Here is a 14,364-nt window from a genome sequence, read left to right as displayed (position 1 = left end):
GAGCTATCATCACGTCAAGTGAGGCGTTGTGCCGGGCCGGTACGGGGCCGGCCCAGCCGTTCGGCTGTTGTGCCGGGGCGCCGAGCTGGACGACCACTCCGGAGCTCTTCGGGAGATTTCTATGCACAACACGTACGACGCGTACAACGGGATGGCGGCTGCGGACCTCAAGGACGTGGTCTGGCAGAAGAGCCTGCACAGCAACTCTCAGGGCAACTGCGTCGAGTTCGCCGCCCTCCCGGGGGGCGAGGTGGCGATGCGCAACTCGCGCTTCCCCGACGGTCCGGCACTGATCTACACCCGGGCCGAGATCGCCGCGCTGCTGCTGGGGGCCAAGGACGGGGAGTTCGACCACTTGGCGGTCTGACCGGCCGCCGCCTTCTCCATCGGGGGGCCGTCGTGGGTGCTGACACCGCGACGGCCTTTGTCTTGTCCGCTTGTCCTGTCGCTGTCGTGTTGTCCGGCTCCTGCGCCGTCCGGGGTGCGCCCGTCGAGGGCGGACCGGGAGAGCGTGAGCCGCGGCCGCGCGCCCGGGTGGTGTGGTCCCCCGGGGGTCCGCCGGCCGGTGGCGGGCCGGTCGCCGTCACCCGCCCGGGCGTCCCGTGGTCGGGCCGGGTCGGGGCCTGCCGGACGCCGTCTCCTGCGATCCCGCCGGGCGCCGTGTCCCGCGGCCGCCGCGGAGCCGCGTGATCCCTGCCGGGTCGGGCGGTGCGTCCTGCTGCTAGGCCGAGCGGCGGTGCCGGCCGCCGAGCTCGGGGACGGCGTTCAGGACGGTGCGCTCCGCCTCGAACAGCGCCCAGACCACCTTGCCGCTGCCCAGCGGGTGCCAGCCCCAGGAACGGCTGAAGGAGTCCACCAGGTGGAGCCCGCGCCCCGATTCGGCGACGAAGTCGGCCTCCCGGGCCACCGGCCCGATGCTGCTCGGGTCGCTGACCGCGCAGACCACCTGCGGTGCGCGGTGCACCAGGCTTATTCGGATCGGCAGCCGTCCGTCGGCCGTGGGCTGGACGGGGAAGTCGTAGTCGTCGAGTGCGCTGCCCGCCGCGGCGGGGCGCGCGCCGATCGCGTGCCGCAGGGCGTTGGTCACCAGCTCGGAGGCCACCAGCGCGACATCGTCGAACAGCTCGTCCAGTCCCCAGCGCTGAAGAGCTGTTCTGGCGAAGTCGCGCGCGGTTCTGACGGCTTCGTAGCGAGGGGCGAGCGTACAGGTGACCACATGGGGATCGACTGCCAAGGCCGTACCGGTGCTCATGAAGAGCTCCTCCCATAAGGGGGCGGACACGGCTGGACCCGCCGGGGTCATGCCGGTCACCTCCGACTCGCTCGGCCGCACGGCCGCCCCCTCGACCAGGCGCGCGCGCACACGAACGCCCGGTGGCGCGGGGGCGCTGCCGGGCTGGTGCGCGGAGTCGCGCGTGGGGTCGACGCGGAGCCCGCGGGATTGCCAGGGATGTGCAGGTGCACGTGCACCATGGTCCTCTGCGCTCACTGCAGATGCAAGAGTCGATTCACGTGCAGTTGTTCAAATGGCATATGCAAGAGCCGAATGCACGTGCATCCTGGTGTGAGAGGTGCAGAACTGATAGGAACATCCGTCAGTATCGGCACCGTGAGCGCTCAACTGATGGCAGACTGTGCGCTGTTTGCCCTAGGTGGAGGTTTCGACCGCATGACCACAGTTCAGCCGGGCGGCGGCTCGATGGTCCGCCGGATCCTCCTCGGCTCGCAGCTTCGCCGGCTCCGCGAGACGCGCGGCATCACACGCGAGGACGCGGGCTACGCGATCCGCGCCTCCGAGTCCAAGATCAGCCGCATGGAGCTCGGCCGCGTCAGCTTCAAGGAGCGCGACGTCGCCGACCTGCTGAGCCTCTACGGCGTCGACGACGGCGGCGAGCGCGAGGCCCTGCTCGGCCTCGTCCGCGAGGCCAACAAGTCCGGCTGGTGGCACAGCTTCAACGACGTCCTGCCGGGCTGGTTCCAGACCTACGTCGGCCTGGAGGAGGCCGCCGCGCTGATCCGCACCTACGAGGTGCAGTTCATCCCGGGGCTGCTGCAGTCCGAGGAGTACGCGCGGGCGGTTTTCGGCCAGAGCCGGCCGGTGATCAGCGAGGAGGAGGTCGAACGCCGGGTCAGCCTCCGGCTGCGCCGCCAGAAGCTGCTCGCCGAGGGCAACAGCCCCCGCCTCTGGGCCGTCATCGACGAGGCCGCGCTGCGCCGCCCGGTCGGCGGGCCGAAGGTGATGCGCGGTCAGGTGCAGTACCTGATCGACGTCGCCGAGCAGGCCAACGTGGTGATCCAGGTGATGCCGTTCCGCTTCGGCGCGCACGCCGGCGAGTCCGGGGCCTTCACCATCCTCCGCTTCCCCGAGCAGGACCTCGCCGACGTGGTCTACCTGGAGCAGCTCACCAGCGCGCTCTACCTCGACAAGCGGGACGACGTCGACGCGTACATCCAGGTCATGGAGCGGCTCTGCGTGGACAGCCTCACGCCCGAGCGCACCATCGACCTGCTCGCGTCGATCCTCAAGGAGCGCTGACAACCCGCCGTACGGCGGCCGGACGCACGACGGGTCCGGAACGCGGAGCACCGCCGGCCGACGCCCACCCACGCCCGCCGGGCCCCACGCTCAGCCGCGGGCCGGCGGCCGTTCGCGTTCCGGCGGGGTCCGCTGCGGCGGCCGGCCGAGCCGCCAGTCCAGGTCGTAGCGGCGGAACAGGTCGGCCCGGATCGGGGCCAGCGGCAGTTCGGCGCCCGGCAGCAGCACGCCTATGCAGCCGCCCATCAGCGCGCTGCGCAGCACCGCGTGCTCGGCGACCGGGTCCGGCGCGCCCCAGTCGCGCAGCAGCCCCTGGAGGATGGCGCCGAGCTGCTGCTGCTCCGGGTCCTGGACGAACGCACCGGCGTCCGGGTCCAGGATCAGCGCCAGGTGCGAGCGCATCACCCGGGGGTGGTCCATCGCCAGCCCCAGCACCGCGTCGATCGCCCGGGCCAGCCGGGCCTCCGGGGTGGCGTCCGGCGTCAGTTCGCCCAGCGCCGCCGAGAGCGTCTGGTGCATCATCCGGTGGGTCGCCGACTGCATCAGCAGCCGTTTGCCGTCGAAGTAGTAGGAGAGCAGTCCGCGGGCGAGTCCGGCCCGCTCGGCTATGTCGCCCAGGGTGGTGCCGGCGTAGCCGTGCCGGTCGACGAGTTCGACGGTGGCGTGCATGATGCGCCGGCGGGAGCGTTGGCGCATTTCCTCATTGACCGAATCCCCGCGAGGTGCCATCGTGTCTGCTCCGTACGTTCGTTGGCTCCCGGCCAATATACTGGCGGGGCGAGAGGCCGAACCGCGGCAACCGCACGCGGCAGGGCGCGCACGGGCCGGATCGTACGGAGGCGCCGGCTCCACCAACACGGGGGTTTGGTGGAGCCGGTGCCCGCCCGGGAGGCGAGGGGTCGGTCGCGGGGGCGTTCAGCTCTTGGTGAGGATCCCGCCCCGCCGGTCGTCCAGATCACCGTCCGGGCCGCCGTTCCGGCCGCCGTCAAGGTCTGCTGACGGATAATCATAGTCCGCCACCGACACGGTGGTTGCCTTCTTTCGGCGGTCGAGCACCGCACCCGCCGCGGCGATCAGGAAGCCCAGCAGTGCGACCCCGGTGACGAAGACCAGCGCGGGCCGGTAGCCGTCCAGCTGCGCCTGGGCGCCGTCACCGCCGGCGCTGCCCGCGGTGATCATCGCGGTGGCCCCGGCGAGCACCACCGCGGTTCCCACCTGGATCGCGGTGTTGACGAGGCCGGAGGCCAGCCCCTGCTCCTCGTCGGCCACGCCGTCGGTGGCGGCGATGTTGACCGAGGGGAAGGCCAGTGAGAAGCCGACGCCCAGCAGGATCATCGACGGCAGCACCAGGGCCGGGTACGAACTGTGCTCGTCCAGCCGCAGGAACAGCGCGAACGCGGCGACCAGGGCGAGCAGGCCGATCGGCAGCAGCCGGCCGGTGCCGAAGCGGTCCACGATCGGGCCCATCAGCGGCGCGGAGAGCGCGATGAACGCCCCGGCCGGGAGCAGGCCGAGCGCCATCTCCAGCGCCGACCAGCCGAGCAGGTGCTGGAGGTAGAGCGTGACCACGAACTGGAAGCCGCCGTAGGCGCCGGTCATGGTGAAGGCGATGACGTTGGCCCGGGCGACCGAGCCGTTGCGGAAGATGCCGAGCCGGACCAGCGGGTGCGCGGTGCGGCTCTCGACCGCCAGGAAGGCGGCGGCCAGCGCGGCCACCACGGCCAGCGAGCCGAGGGTGCGCAGGCTCAGCCAGCCGGCGCCCTGCGCCTCGGTCACGGTGAAGACCAGCAGCAGCACGGTGGCGGTGCCGGTGACCGCGCCGAGCACGTCGTACCCGCCCTTGGCCCGCTCCTCGGTCGGGCGGGGGAGCAGCCGGACGGCGAAGACCAGGGCCAGGAGCGCCACCGGGACGGGCATCAGGAAGGTCCAGCGCCAGCCGACCGAGGTGAGCAGGCCGCTGAGCACCAGGCCGAGCGAGAACCCGCTGGCGCCGCAGGTGGTGTAGATCGACAGCGCGCGGTTGCGGGCCGGACCCTCGGCGAAGGTCGTGGTGATGATCGACAGGCCGGCCGGCGCGGTGAAGGCCGCGCTGACGCCCTTGAGGAAGCGCGCGACGATCAGCAGCCCGCCGTCGTCGACCAGGCCGCCGAGCAGCGACGCGGCGGCGAAGACGGCCAGGGCGACGAGGAAGACGCGGCGGCGGCCGAGCAGGTCGGCGGCGCGCCCGCCGAGCAGCAACAGGCCGCCGTAGCCGAGCACGTAGCCGGAGACCACCCATTGCAGGGCGGAGGTCGAGAGGTGGAGCTCGGAGCCGATCGACGGGAGGGCGACGCCCACCATGGAGACGTCCAGGGCGTCGAGGAACATCGCGGCGCAGAGCACGATCAGCGTGCCCCAGAGGCGGGGAGTCCAGTTCGGCCCGCTCGTTGATGGTTCGTCAGCTGTGGTGACGGTCGCGGTGGTCATGCGGAGGACACTACATGCGCGTGCATTCAATGCAAATGAATAAGATGTGAATGCATAAGGTTCATGCGCATGTGATACCGTGGCGGCGTGGCTGAACTCGACTCCATCGCGGACACGGCCCTGGTCGCGTCCTGGCGTGACCTGCTGGCCAGGCATGCCGCTACCGCCTGCCTGCTCGACCGTGAACTGGGCGAGAAGCACGGCCTGGGCATGAGCGAGTTCGAGGTGCTGGAGCGCCTGGTCGAGGAGCGGAACGCGGACAAGGCCCACACGCTGCGGGTCCAGGAGCTGGCCGACACCGTGCACCTGAGCCAGAGCGCGCTCTCCCGGCTGATCGGCCGCCTGGAGAAGGCCGGCCTGGTGACGCGCGCGATGTGCCCGGACGACCGGCGCGGCATCCAGGTCGCACTGACCGAGGAGGGCTGCCGGCGCTACGCCGAGGCCCGCCCGTTGCACCGCGAGGTGCTCGCGCTCACCCTCGGCGGTCCGCTGGAGGGCGGCTGCTCCGCGCAGGGCTGACCGTCCGCAGGCTCTCCTGCCGGCCCGGGGTGGTTCCCGTGCGGGACCGGGGTGCGGGCCGGGGTGCGGGCCGGGCGGGGCTGGAGCCCGGGCGGGACCGGGATGGTTCCCGGGCGGGGATGGAACAGGGTCCCGGGTGGGGCTAGAGCAGGGTGGAGAGCCCCGGTGCGGCGGCCAGCAGGACGGCCGCCGCCGGGGCGGCCAGGGCCGCCACGGTGAGCCGCAGGCGGTGTGTCACCGGCAGCCGGGGCCGCCCGGCGAGCAGCCGGTCCACCCGCTTCGGCGACTGCGCGAGCCCCGGCGGGCAGGAGCCGAACACCCCGCGCCCCAGGTTGAGTTCGGCCAGTGCCAGGGCGGTGGTGTGCCGGCCGTGCCGGCGGGCCGCCCGGTCGTCCGCGGCCAGCTCCACCAACTCGCCCACCTGGTCCCGGAAGGCGCTGAACACGCCGACACCGGGGAAGCCCGAGGCGAGCGCCTGGGAGCACTGCGACAGCCAGTGGTGCCGGGCCCGGACGTGTCCGCGCTCGTGGCTCAGCACGGCCGCCAACTCCCGGTCGGTCAGCTGCTGGAGAGCCCCGGTGGTGACCACCAGCCGGGAGTTGTGGCCGGGCAGCGACCAGGCCTCGGGCCGGACGTTCTCCAGCACCACCAGGCGCTCCCGCCGGCTCCGCAGGGCGTCGATGGACTCGGGCAGCTCGGGCGCCCGGCTGGTCAGTTGGGCGTGCCGCCGGTTGCGCAGGGCCTTCGCCGAGCGGACCTCCCGGGTCAGCGCCAGCAGGGTCTGCACCCCGCCCGCCGCCAGCACCGCGGCACAGAGCCGCCCCCAGCCCTCGCCGTCCTGGAGCCCGTACGCGGCCTCCACGCCGTGCGGCGCGCCCGCGAACACCAGGGCCCGCAGCTCGGGCAGTGCGGCGGAGGCGGCCAGGACGAGGCTCAGTGCGCAGCACAGCAGCACGGCCACCACCAGGCACTGCCAGACCAGCAGGGCCAGCACGGGTTCGCGCTCCGCCCAGCGGGCCCGGGCCAACAGCCGGGGCGCCACGGTCGAGAGCAGCAGTCCGAGCAGCAGCAGGCCGAGCAGGGCCGTCATGGCATGGGCTCCCCGAGTACGCACGGAACGCGACAACGCGCTCCCTGCCAACCTAAGCGCTGCCGGCGCCCGGTGGAACGACTTTCGGCCACCAGGTGACCAACGCCACGCGCGGCCGGGGCGGGCGGGCGCATCGGTCGGTCGCGCACGCTCCACGGCTGCTCGCGGTCCCGGGCTCGTCGGGTTTCACGGGTCGCTCGCGGTGCACCGCTCACCGCTCACCGCGCTCACGCGGGCTGCACGGCTCACCGCGTTCCCGGTGACGCTGGCTGCACGGCTCACCGCGTTTCACGGTCACGACCGTTGCCCGGCTGCCCCGCGCCCGGTCGCCGTTCGCGTCACATCGTCAGGAGCATGGCGAACATGCCGATGCCCATCGACAGCCGGCAGGCCCGCGGCAGCCCCGCGGTCACCGCCGTCGGGCCCGCGACGGCCACCGCCGTCCCCCCGGGGCCCACCGCCGGCCGCCCGGCCGGGGCGGCGAGCAGCCGGGTGCCGGCCCAGAGCGAGTAGCCGCCGAAGTAGAGCAGCAGCGCGCCGGTCAGCAGCGGCGTCCCCGTGCTCGCCGCATGGTGGTGACCGTGTCCGGGCGCCGATCCCATCGCCAGGGCCATGTACGTCATCGCCAGCCCGCCGATCGCGTGGTGCAGCCGGTGCGCCCGCCGGGCCGGGCCGCTCGCCGAGGCCAGCAGGAAGGCCACCGCCGGGGCGCCGAACACCCAGGCCCAGACCGCGGCGGGCACGGCGCTCCCGGAGACCGCCATTACGGCCATCCCGAACCCCATCAACGCCTCGGCGGCGTCGGACTCGTAGGCGTGCAGCCGACCGGTCGCCGGCCCGTCGGTGCAGGGGGAGCGGCGCAGCCGGGTGAGACAGTAGCCGCCGGCGGCGGCGGTGAGGAGGGCCAGCAGCCAGCTGACCAGGACTGGTCCGTGCAACGGCGGCCTCCCGGACGGCGCGGACGGGCGTACCGTCCACGATCACCGCTCGGGGCCGTGTGCAGCAGGGCGCGCACAGGGGCGCACGGTGGTGCCCGCCGGAGTGCGTCACTCCGGCAGGCACCCGTCCGGGGCCGGGGGCCTACGGGTTGAGCCGTCCCGAGGCGACCACCCGGCTGAGGAACCGCCGGGTCCGCTCCTCCTGCGGATCGCCGAACACCTGCTCCGGCGGGCCCTGTTCGAGCACCACGCCGGCGTCCAGGAAGCAGACCTGGTCGGCGACCTCGCGGGCGAAGCCCATCTCGTGGGTGGAGATGACCATCGTCATGCCCTGTTCCTTGAGGTCCCGCACCACCGCGAGCACCTCGCCCACGAGTACCGGGTCCAGCGCCGCGGTGATCTCGTCGAGCAGCAGCAGCCGCGGCCCGGTGGCCAGTGCCCGGACGATGGCGACGCGCTGCTGCTGCCCGCCGGAGAGCCGGTCCGGGTACTCCGCCGCCTTGGCCGCCAGCCCGAGCCGGTCCAGCAGCGCCAGCGCCTTCGCCTCGGCCTCGGCCCGGGCGACCCGGTGCACGCGGCGCGGGGCCAGCGTGATGTTCTCCAGCACCGTCAGGTGCGGGAACAGGTTGTAGGACTGGAACACCACGCCGATCCGGCGGCGGACGGCGTCCTCGTCGGTCCGCGGGTCGGTGATCTCCTCGCCGTCCAGGAAGATCGCGCCGTCGTCGATCCGCTCCAGCAGGTTGGCGCAGCGCATCAGCGTGGACTTGCCGGAGCCGGACGCCCCGATCAGTGCGGTCACGGAGTGCTCGGGCACCGTCAGGCCGACGTCGCGCAGCACCACCTGGGAACCGAAGGTCTTGCGCACCGACTCCAGCCGCAGCACGTCGGGCCGCACCGTCCCGGAGGTGGTCATACCGCACCTCCCTGGTGCTGACGGCGGTTCATCCGGCGGGTCAGCCAGTCGGTGAACCGGGTGAGCGGGACGGTCAGCACGATGAAGACCAGTCCGGCGACGATGTACGGGGTGTAGTTGAACGAGCGGCCGGCGATGATCTTCGCCGCGTAGACGGCGTCGATCGCCCCGCCGATCGACACCAGCCCGGTGTCCTTCTGCAGGCTGACCAGGTTGTTCAGCAACGGCGGCCCCACCCGGCGGACCGCCTGCGGCAGCACCACGTACCGCATGGCCTGGGCGTTGCTGAGCCCCAGGGAACGGGCCGCCGCCCGCTGGCTCGGGTGCACCGCGTCGATGCCGGCCCGGAACACCTCCGAGACGTACGCCGAGTACGTCAGCACCAGCGCGGCGCCGCCGAGCAGGATCGGATCGGTGGTCACCCCGGCCAGCCGCAGCGCCGGCACACCGGTGACCATCACCAGCAGGCAGATGATCATCGGCAGGCCGAGGAAGAAGTCGACGTACGCCGTGGCCAGCAGCCGGGCCGGCAGGAACACCGGCCCGCGCAGCGTCCGCAGCACCGCCAGCAGCAGGCCGAGGACCAGGATCAGCGCCCCGCAGCCGAGCATCAGCTCCAGGTTGATCCGCAGCCCCTTCAGCACCTCGGGCAGCGCCTGGCGGGCGTAGTGGGCGTTGAAGAAGGTCTTCCGGGTCGCCTCCCAGCCGGGGGAGTTGACCACCAGCAGGTACAGCGCCACCGCGGTCGCCAGGGTCGACACCCCGGCGATCAGCGCCGAACGCTGCGCCCGGCCGCGCCGGTACGCCTCGTGCGCCAGCCGGCGTTCGGACGGGCGGTAGCCGTCGCCCGGCGCGTCCTCCGGCGCACGCTTCCCGGGCACGGCGCTCGGGGGCTTCGTGCCCGCCGCGGGCTTCGTGCCCACCGCAGGGTCCGGGCTCGCCGCGGGCCGGGTGCCGATCGCCGGGGCCGTGCTCACCGTCGGGGCCGTGCTCACCGTCGGGTCGGCGCTCATCGCGGGGTCGGTGCTCATCGCGGGGTCGCTCACTTCAGCACGGGTGCCGAGACGGCGTCCGAGAGCCACTGCTTCTCCAGCTTGGCCAGCGTGCCGTCGGCCCGCAGCGCGTCCACGGCCTGGCTGACGCAGCCGGTGAGCTTCGAGCCCTTGTCCAGCACCAGCCCGAACTGCTCGCCCTGCGCCGCGCCCTCGAACTGCCCGACCACCTGGGCGTCCGTCACCTCGGCGCCGGTGATGTAGAACGCCGTCGGCAGGTCGACCACCAGGGCCTCGATCTGCCCGTTCTTCAGCGCGGCCTTCGCCAGGTCGTTGGAGTCGAAGACGGCCGGCTGGGTACTCGGCCTGATCGTGTTGGTGACCACGTCCAGGCTGGTGGTGCCGACCTGCGCGCCCAGCTTGGCGCCCTTGAGGTCGGCGATGCTCCTGGCCGAGGCGGCCTTGGAGTTCTTCAGCGCGATCACGGCCTGCCGCACGTCGTAGTAGCCGGAGGAGAAGTCCACCGCCTGCTTGCGCTCGGCGCTGACCGAGACCTGGTTGATGTCGAAGTCGAAGTCCTTGGCGCCCGGCGTGGTGGCCTTGCCGAACGGCGCGACGATCCAGGACACCTTCTCCTTGGGGTAGCCCAGCTTCTCGGCGACCGCGTACGCCACCGCGGACTCGAAGCCCTTGCCGTTCTCCGGCTTGTCCTCGGTGAACCACGGGTCGTAGGCCGGCTTGTCGGTGCCGATGGTCAGCGTCCCCGCGGTACGGGTGGCCAGCGCGCCCGGCGCGCAGCCGCCGGCCGTCCCCGACGCGGTCGCGCCCGCGTCGGACGCGGTGTCCTGCGGGGCGCAGGCGGTCAGCGCGGCGGCGGCGACGACCAGCAGAGCGGCGAACGGCTTGCGGAGGGAGGTCATGACAGGGCTCCTGGGAGAGGGACCGGGCAGGGCGGGGAGGGAACGGCGTGGGGCGGGCGGCCGGGCACCGGGCGGGGCCGCACCCAGGCGGGTCACTTCCCCCCGGTGGCGGCGCCGGAACGCAGGCGGCATGGTCGGCGTACGGGGCCGCGTCCGCGGCGCCCCCGAGCCGGATCAGCAGCAGCGGCAGCAGAGGCCGCGCGCGCAGCAGAAGGCGCGACAACACGAGGGCACCCGGAGCAGGTCGATGTGGCGCCGGGCCACCAGGGTCACCGCCGGGAGCATGGCGGGAGGTTCGCATCCCCACGGTGCATCTGTCCAGAAGATCCAGATCCCCGTCCACATGCCGGACATCCGGCCGTCGGCCGGTGGACACCCCGGTCACGGGAGATCTGTCGGTAGGCCCCCTCTTGAACAGGAGAACCTTTCGTACTTATGGTGGTCTCGTTGAAAACCCTCCTGTTGAAGTGAGTCCCCGATGCAGAATCTTTCGCCAAAGCTCGCTGTGGCGGCCGACGCTCCGGTCTCCGGCCTCGCCGGCCACCCGGCCTGGCTGCGCCTGAAGGAAGCCGTCGAGGCCCTGCGCCCGCTCCAGTCCAAGGACGGCTCGATCGACCTCGCCGCCGTGCAGCGGCACACGGTCGACCCGCTGGTCGCCACCGTGCGCGGCGCCGTCGAGGAGCTCGCCCCCTTCTTCCCGCACGACGCCGAGTACCTCGTGGCCGTCGACGCGGACCTCGCGAAGTGGGCCGACACCGGCTACCGGGAGCCCGACTTCCTGGACTCGCTGCTCGCCTTCCAGCCTGCGGACCAGCGTGAGGACGGCCTGGAGCACCTCGTCGTCTTCCCGATGTACACCCAGAACGGCAACCCGGACCGCAACCTCGAGGCCGTCCTGCTGAACGTGGTCTGGCCGGAGTGGCTGGCCGAGCTGGAGCGCACCCGCTTCGACAACCCGATGTTCGTGCCGATCACCTTCACCGACTTCACGGCAGGCTACGACACCAACTCCGCCGTCCTCTTCCCCGAGACCGTGGCCGTGCGCAAGGCGCCGGAACGTTTCACCTGGGGCGGCATCTTCTGCGACCGCGAGGCCGCCCGCTTCCGCGCCGTCACCACCAGCGCCGTCGAGCAGCTCGGCCTGGAGATCCCGGCCGACGCCGAGGGCCTGCTCCAGGACCAGCAGCGCGCGCAGGAGACCTTCGTCCTGTGGGACCTCGTCCACGACCGCACCCACAGCCACGGCGACCTGCCGTTCGACCCCTTCATGATCAAGCAGCGCAGCCCGTTCTGGATGTACGGCCTGGAGGAGCTCCGCTGTGACCTCACGACCTTCAAGGAGGCCGTGAAGCTGGAGGCCGAGGGCAACCCGCACGCCCGCGACGTCCAGTACGCCGTCCTGTTCGACCGGATGTTCCGCTTCCCGGTCAGCGGCGACCGCGTGCGCAACTACGACGGCCTCGGCGGCCAGCTGCTCTTCGCCTACCTGCACAAGCACGACGCGCTGCGCTGGCGCGACAACCGCCTCACCATCGACTGGGAGCGCGCCCCGCAGGTCACCAACGCCCTCTGCGGCGAGATCGAGGCCCTGTACCGGGACGGCATCGACCGCCCGAAGCCGGCCCACTGGATCGCCGCCTACGAGCTGGTCTCCCGCTACCTCACCCCGCACCCCGCCTCCACCTGGGCGAAGGGCACCGACGCACTGCCGCTCGACATCACCGACGGCAAGGCGCTCAACAAGGCGCTGTGCGACGCCGTCCTCCCCGACGAGTTCCCGCTGAGCATGTTCTTCGAGGCCCTCTCGAAGAAGCTCCGTGGCGTCATCGCCTCCACCACCGGCATCACCGGCGCGGGCATCCAGGGAGTCGCCGCATGAGCGCGAACCTCGCAGGCAAGGTCATCGCCGTCGCCGGAGCCAGCGGCCCGGCCGGCCAGGCGGTCCTGCGCCGCCTCGCCGCCGACGGAGCCACCGTGATCGGCGCGGACATCGACGCGCAGCGGCTGGAGAAGGCCCTCGACGCCGTCCGGGCCGCCGTCCCCGGCGCGCGGGTCAGCGGGCAGGTCATCGACCTGCTCGACCCGCAGGAGGTCCACGACTGGGCCGACCACCTGGAGGCCGAGCACGGCCACGTCGACGGCCTCTTCCACCTGGTCGGCGGCTGGCGCGGCAGCAAGAAGTTCTTCGACACCCGGATCGACGACTGGGACTTCCTGCACGACACCGTGGTGCGCACCCTCCAGCACACCTCGCTGGCCTTCCAGCCGGCCCTGATCCGCAGCGAGTCCGGCCGCTACGCCATGATCTCCGCTTCGGCCGCCCACAAGCCCACCGCCGGCGGCGCCGCCTACGCGGCCGCCAAGGCGGCCACCGAGGCCTGGACCCTCGCCATGGCGGACTCCTTCAAGAAGGAGACCACCGCCGAGGACGGCGAGCCCACCGCCGCGGCTGCGATCCTGGTGATCAAGGCGCTGGTCAGTCCCGAGATGCGTGCCGAGAAGCCGGACGCGAAGTTCGCCGGCTTCACCGACACCGCCGACCTCGCCGAGAACCTGGCGGGCCTCTGGGACCGCCCCGCAGCAGAACTGAACGGACAGCACCTGTGGCTGACAGCCCGATGACCGACTCCACCCGCACGGACGCGGTACGGCGGCACGACCCCGCCGTCCGCGGCTTCGCCAGCGACAACTACGCCGGCGTGCACCCCGAGATCCTCGCCGCCATCGCCCTGGCCAACGGCGGCCACCAGGTCGCCTACGGCGAGGACGACTACACGGCGAACCTCCAGGACGTCTTCCGCCGCCACTTCGGCGAGACGGCCGAGGCGTACCCCGTCTTCAACGGCACCGGCGCCAACGTCGTCGCCCTCCAGGCCCTGCTCCCGCGCTGGGGCGCGGTGATCGCGGCCGAGTCCGCCCACATCAACGTGGACGAGGGCGGCGCGCCCGAGAAGATGGGCGGCATCAAGCTGCTCACCGTCCCCACCCCGGACGGCAAGCTCACCCCCGAGCTCATCGACCAGCAGGCCTGGGGCTTCGGCGACGAGCACCGTGCGCAGCCGCTCGCGGTCTCGATCACCCAGAGCACCGAGCTCGGCACCCTCTACACCGTGGAGGAGATCCGGGCCATCGTCGAGCACGCCCACCAGCACGGCATGCTCGTGCACGTGGACGGCTCGCGCCTGGCCAACGCCGCCGCCTCGCTCGGCGTGCCGCTGCGCGCCTTCACCACGGACGTGGGCGTGGACGTGCTCTCGTACGGCGGCACGAAGAACGGCCTGCTCTTCGGCGAGGTCGTGGTCGTGCTCAACCCCGAGAAGGTCCGCAACATCAAGTACCTGCGCAAGACCTCGATGCAGCTGGCATCGAAGATGCGCTTCGCCTCGGTCCAGTTCGAGGCGCTGCTCGCGGGCGACCTCTACCTGCGCAACGCCGGCCACGCCAACGCCATGGCGAGCCGGCTGGAGGCGGCCGTCCGGGACATCGACGGCGTGACCGTCGTCCGCCCGGTCCAGGCCAACGCGGTCTTCGCGATCCTCCCGCGCGAGGTCAGCGAGCGACTGCAGAAGCGTTACCGCTTCTACTTCTGGAACGAGCACACCGGCGAGGTCCGCTGGATGTGTTCGTACGACACCACGGAGGCCGACATCGACGCCTTCGCGGCTGCCATTGCCGAGGAGATGGGCCGCGCCTGACGCGTGCCCGAACTGCTGATCGTCCCGTCCTGCCGGTGCAGGGCGGGGCGATTTGCATGTGGCGGGGCGGTCCCCGTACAGTTCCGGAGTCGCACCGAGAGGGGCGGCGGAAAGCGAATCCGATGAATGAAACTCCGGAAAACGGAGCGGAAAACGTCTGATAAGCTGGGAACACGAAAGAACGAAGCGCCCGGAGGGCCCGCTGGAAGGCGGTCCGAAGGAAGTGTCCGTTCCTTGAGAACTCAACAGCGTGCCAAAAGTCAACGCCAGATATGTTGACATCCCCGGCCTC

14 protein-coding genes are annotated in these 14,364 nt (G+C 72.1%); 6 read left to right on the top strand and 8 right to left on the bottom strand.

From position 1 onward, the window contains the following. Positions 1 to 121: 121 nt before the first annotated feature. Positions 122 to 367 (top strand): DUF397 domain-containing protein, encoded by a 246-nt coding sequence (locus C2142_RS07040; protein ID WP_148641582.1) that lies wholly within the window; start codon positions 122 to 124, stop codon positions 365 to 367. 354 nt (positions 368 to 721) lie between these two features. On the opposite strand, the gene C2142_RS07035 is transcribed toward C2142_RS07040, so the two are convergent. After that, positions 722 to 1,252: an ATP-binding protein gene (locus tag C2142_RS07035; RefSeq protein ID WP_241002426.1), complete on the bottom strand. Its 531-nt coding sequence runs from the start codon at positions 1,250 to 1,252 to the stop codon at positions 722 to 724. A gap of 417 nt (positions 1,253 to 1,669) precedes the next feature. Here C2142_RS07035 and C2142_RS07030 point away from each other — a divergent pair, with 417 nt between their 5' ends. Continuing rightward, on the top strand, positions 1,670 to 2,536 hold the full coding sequence (locus C2142_RS07030; RefSeq protein ID WP_148641581.1) for a helix-turn-helix transcriptional regulator: 867 nt from the start codon (positions 1,670 to 1,672) through the stop codon (positions 2,534 to 2,536). 90 nt (positions 2,537 to 2,626) lie between these two features. On the opposite strand, the gene C2142_RS07025 is transcribed toward C2142_RS07030, so the two are convergent. Then, positions 2,627 to 3,232: a TetR family transcriptional regulator gene (locus C2142_RS07025; protein ID WP_241002425.1), complete on the bottom strand. Its 606-nt coding sequence runs from the start codon at positions 3,230 to 3,232 to the stop codon at positions 2,627 to 2,629. A gap of 219 nt (positions 3,233 to 3,451) precedes the next feature. After that, a complete protein-coding gene (locus C2142_RS07020; RefSeq protein WP_148641579.1) occupies positions 3,452 to 5,002 on the bottom strand; it encodes an MFS transporter in 1,551 nt (516 codons plus the stop codon). Between the two features lie 87 nt (positions 5,003 to 5,089). Between C2142_RS07020 and C2142_RS07015 the strand changes: the two genes are divergently transcribed. After that, entirely contained in the window at positions 5,090 to 5,521 is a 432-nt protein-coding gene (locus C2142_RS07015; protein ID WP_206670925.1) for a MarR family transcriptional regulator, read from the top strand. A gap of 142 nt (positions 5,522 to 5,663) precedes the next feature. On the opposite strand, the gene C2142_RS07010 is transcribed toward C2142_RS07015, so the two are convergent. The 5 genes from C2142_RS07010 to C2142_RS06990 all read right to left on the bottom strand — a co-directional run bounded on the left by C2142_RS07010 (position 5,664) and on the right by C2142_RS06990 (position 10,377). Continuing rightward, the gene (locus tag C2142_RS07010) at positions 5,664 to 6,611 is read right to left on the bottom strand and encodes a M56 family metallopeptidase (protein ID WP_148641578.1); all 948 of its coding nucleotides are present in this window, start codon (positions 6,609 to 6,611) and stop codon (positions 5,664 to 5,666) included. 338 nt (positions 6,612 to 6,949) lie between these two features. Continuing rightward, positions 6,950 to 7,549, bottom strand: coding sequence for a DUF5134 domain-containing protein (locus C2142_RS07005; protein ID WP_148641577.1), 600 nt, complete (start codon positions 7,547 to 7,549; stop codon positions 6,950 to 6,952). Between the two features lie 142 nt (positions 7,550 to 7,691). Then, positions 7,692 to 8,465: an amino acid ABC transporter ATP-binding protein gene (locus C2142_RS07000; RefSeq protein WP_148641576.1), complete on the bottom strand. Its 774-nt coding sequence runs from the start codon at positions 8,463 to 8,465 to the stop codon at positions 7,692 to 7,694. After that, positions 8,462 to 9,346 carry an amino acid ABC transporter permease gene (locus C2142_RS06995; RefSeq protein WP_241003130.1) on the bottom strand — a complete coding sequence of 295 codons (885 nt, stop codon included), beginning with the start codon at positions 9,344 to 9,346 and terminating at the stop codon, positions 8,462 to 8,464. Before C2142_RS06995 ends, C2142_RS07000 begins: the two co-directional genes overlap by 4 nt. Positions 9,347 to 9,507: 161 nt before the next feature. Then, entirely contained in the window at positions 9,508 to 10,377 is an 870-nt protein-coding gene (locus C2142_RS06990) for an ABC transporter substrate-binding protein (RefSeq protein ID WP_148641575.1), read from the bottom strand. Between the two features lie 478 nt (positions 10,378 to 10,855). Between C2142_RS06990 and C2142_RS06985 the strand changes: the two genes are divergently transcribed. Genes C2142_RS06985 through C2142_RS06975 form a run of 3 tightly spaced genes read left to right on the top strand, consistent with a single transcriptional unit; the run spans position 10,856 to position 14,072 of the window. Continuing rightward, positions 10,856 to 12,256, top strand: coding sequence for a DUF6421 family protein (locus tag C2142_RS06985; protein WP_148641574.1), 1,401 nt, complete (start codon positions 10,856 to 10,858; stop codon positions 12,254 to 12,256). Further along, positions 12,253 to 12,999, top strand: coding sequence for an SDR family NAD(P)-dependent oxidoreductase (locus tag C2142_RS06980; RefSeq protein ID WP_148641573.1), 747 nt, complete (start codon positions 12,253 to 12,255; stop codon positions 12,997 to 12,999). The genes C2142_RS06985 and C2142_RS06980 overlap by 4 nt, the downstream gene beginning before the upstream one ends. Continuing rightward, positions 12,996 to 14,072, top strand: coding sequence for a low specificity L-threonine aldolase (locus C2142_RS06975; protein WP_148642245.1), 1,077 nt, complete (start codon positions 12,996 to 12,998; stop codon positions 14,070 to 14,072). The genes C2142_RS06980 and C2142_RS06975 overlap by 4 nt, the downstream gene beginning before the upstream one ends. The last annotated feature ends 292 nt before the right edge of the window (positions 14,073 to 14,364 follow it).

It is taken from the genome of Streptomyces sp. CB01881 (assembly GCF_002953255.1).
Lineage (GTDB): Bacteria > Actinomycetota > Actinomycetes > Streptomycetales > Streptomycetaceae > Kitasatospora.
The sequence above is the reverse complement of the archived record's forward strand: the minus strand, read 5'-3'. Positions and strand labels throughout refer to the sequence as shown.

What these genes read in the sequence shown, in the direction of transcription:
- C2142_RS07040 (WP_148641582.1), top strand. Translation starts at nt 122, where the DNA reads ATGCACAACACGTACGACGCGTACAACGGGATGGCGGCTGCGGACCTC.
- C2142_RS07035 (WP_241002426.1), bottom strand. Translation starts at nt 1,252, where the DNA reads ATGAGCACCGGTACGGCCTTGGCAGTCGATCCCCATGTGGTCACCTGT.
- C2142_RS07030 (WP_148641581.1), top strand. Translation starts at nt 1,670, where the DNA reads ATGACCACAGTTCAGCCGGGCGGCGGCTCGATGGTCCGCCGGATCCTC.
- C2142_RS07025 (WP_241002425.1), bottom strand. Translation starts at nt 3,232, where the DNA reads ATGCGCCAACGCTCCCGCCGGCGCATCATGCACGCCACCGTCGAACTC.
- C2142_RS07020 (WP_148641579.1), bottom strand. Translation starts at nt 5,002, where the DNA reads ATGACCACCGCGACCGTCACCACAGCTGACGAACCATCAACGAGCGGG.
- C2142_RS07010 (WP_148641578.1), bottom strand. Translation starts at nt 6,611, where the DNA reads ATGACGGCCCTGCTCGGCCTGCTGCTGCTCGGACTGCTGCTCTCGACC.
- C2142_RS07000 (WP_148641576.1), bottom strand. Translation starts at nt 8,465, where the DNA reads ATGACCACCTCCGGGACGGTGCGGCCCGACGTGCTGCGGCTGGAGTCG.
- C2142_RS06990 (WP_148641575.1), bottom strand. Translation starts at nt 10,377, where the DNA reads ATGACCTCCCTCCGCAAGCCGTTCGCCGCTCTGCTGGTCGTCGCCGCC.
- C2142_RS06985 (WP_148641574.1), top strand. Translation starts at nt 10,856, where the DNA reads ATGCAGAATCTTTCGCCAAAGCTCGCTGTGGCGGCCGACGCTCCGGTC.
- C2142_RS06980 (WP_148641573.1), top strand. Translation starts at nt 12,253, where the DNA reads ATGAGCGCGAACCTCGCAGGCAAGGTCATCGCCGTCGCCGGAGCCAGC.
- C2142_RS06975 (WP_148642245.1), top strand. Translation starts at nt 12,996, where the DNA reads ATGACCGACTCCACCCGCACGGACGCGGTACGGCGGCACGACCCCGCC.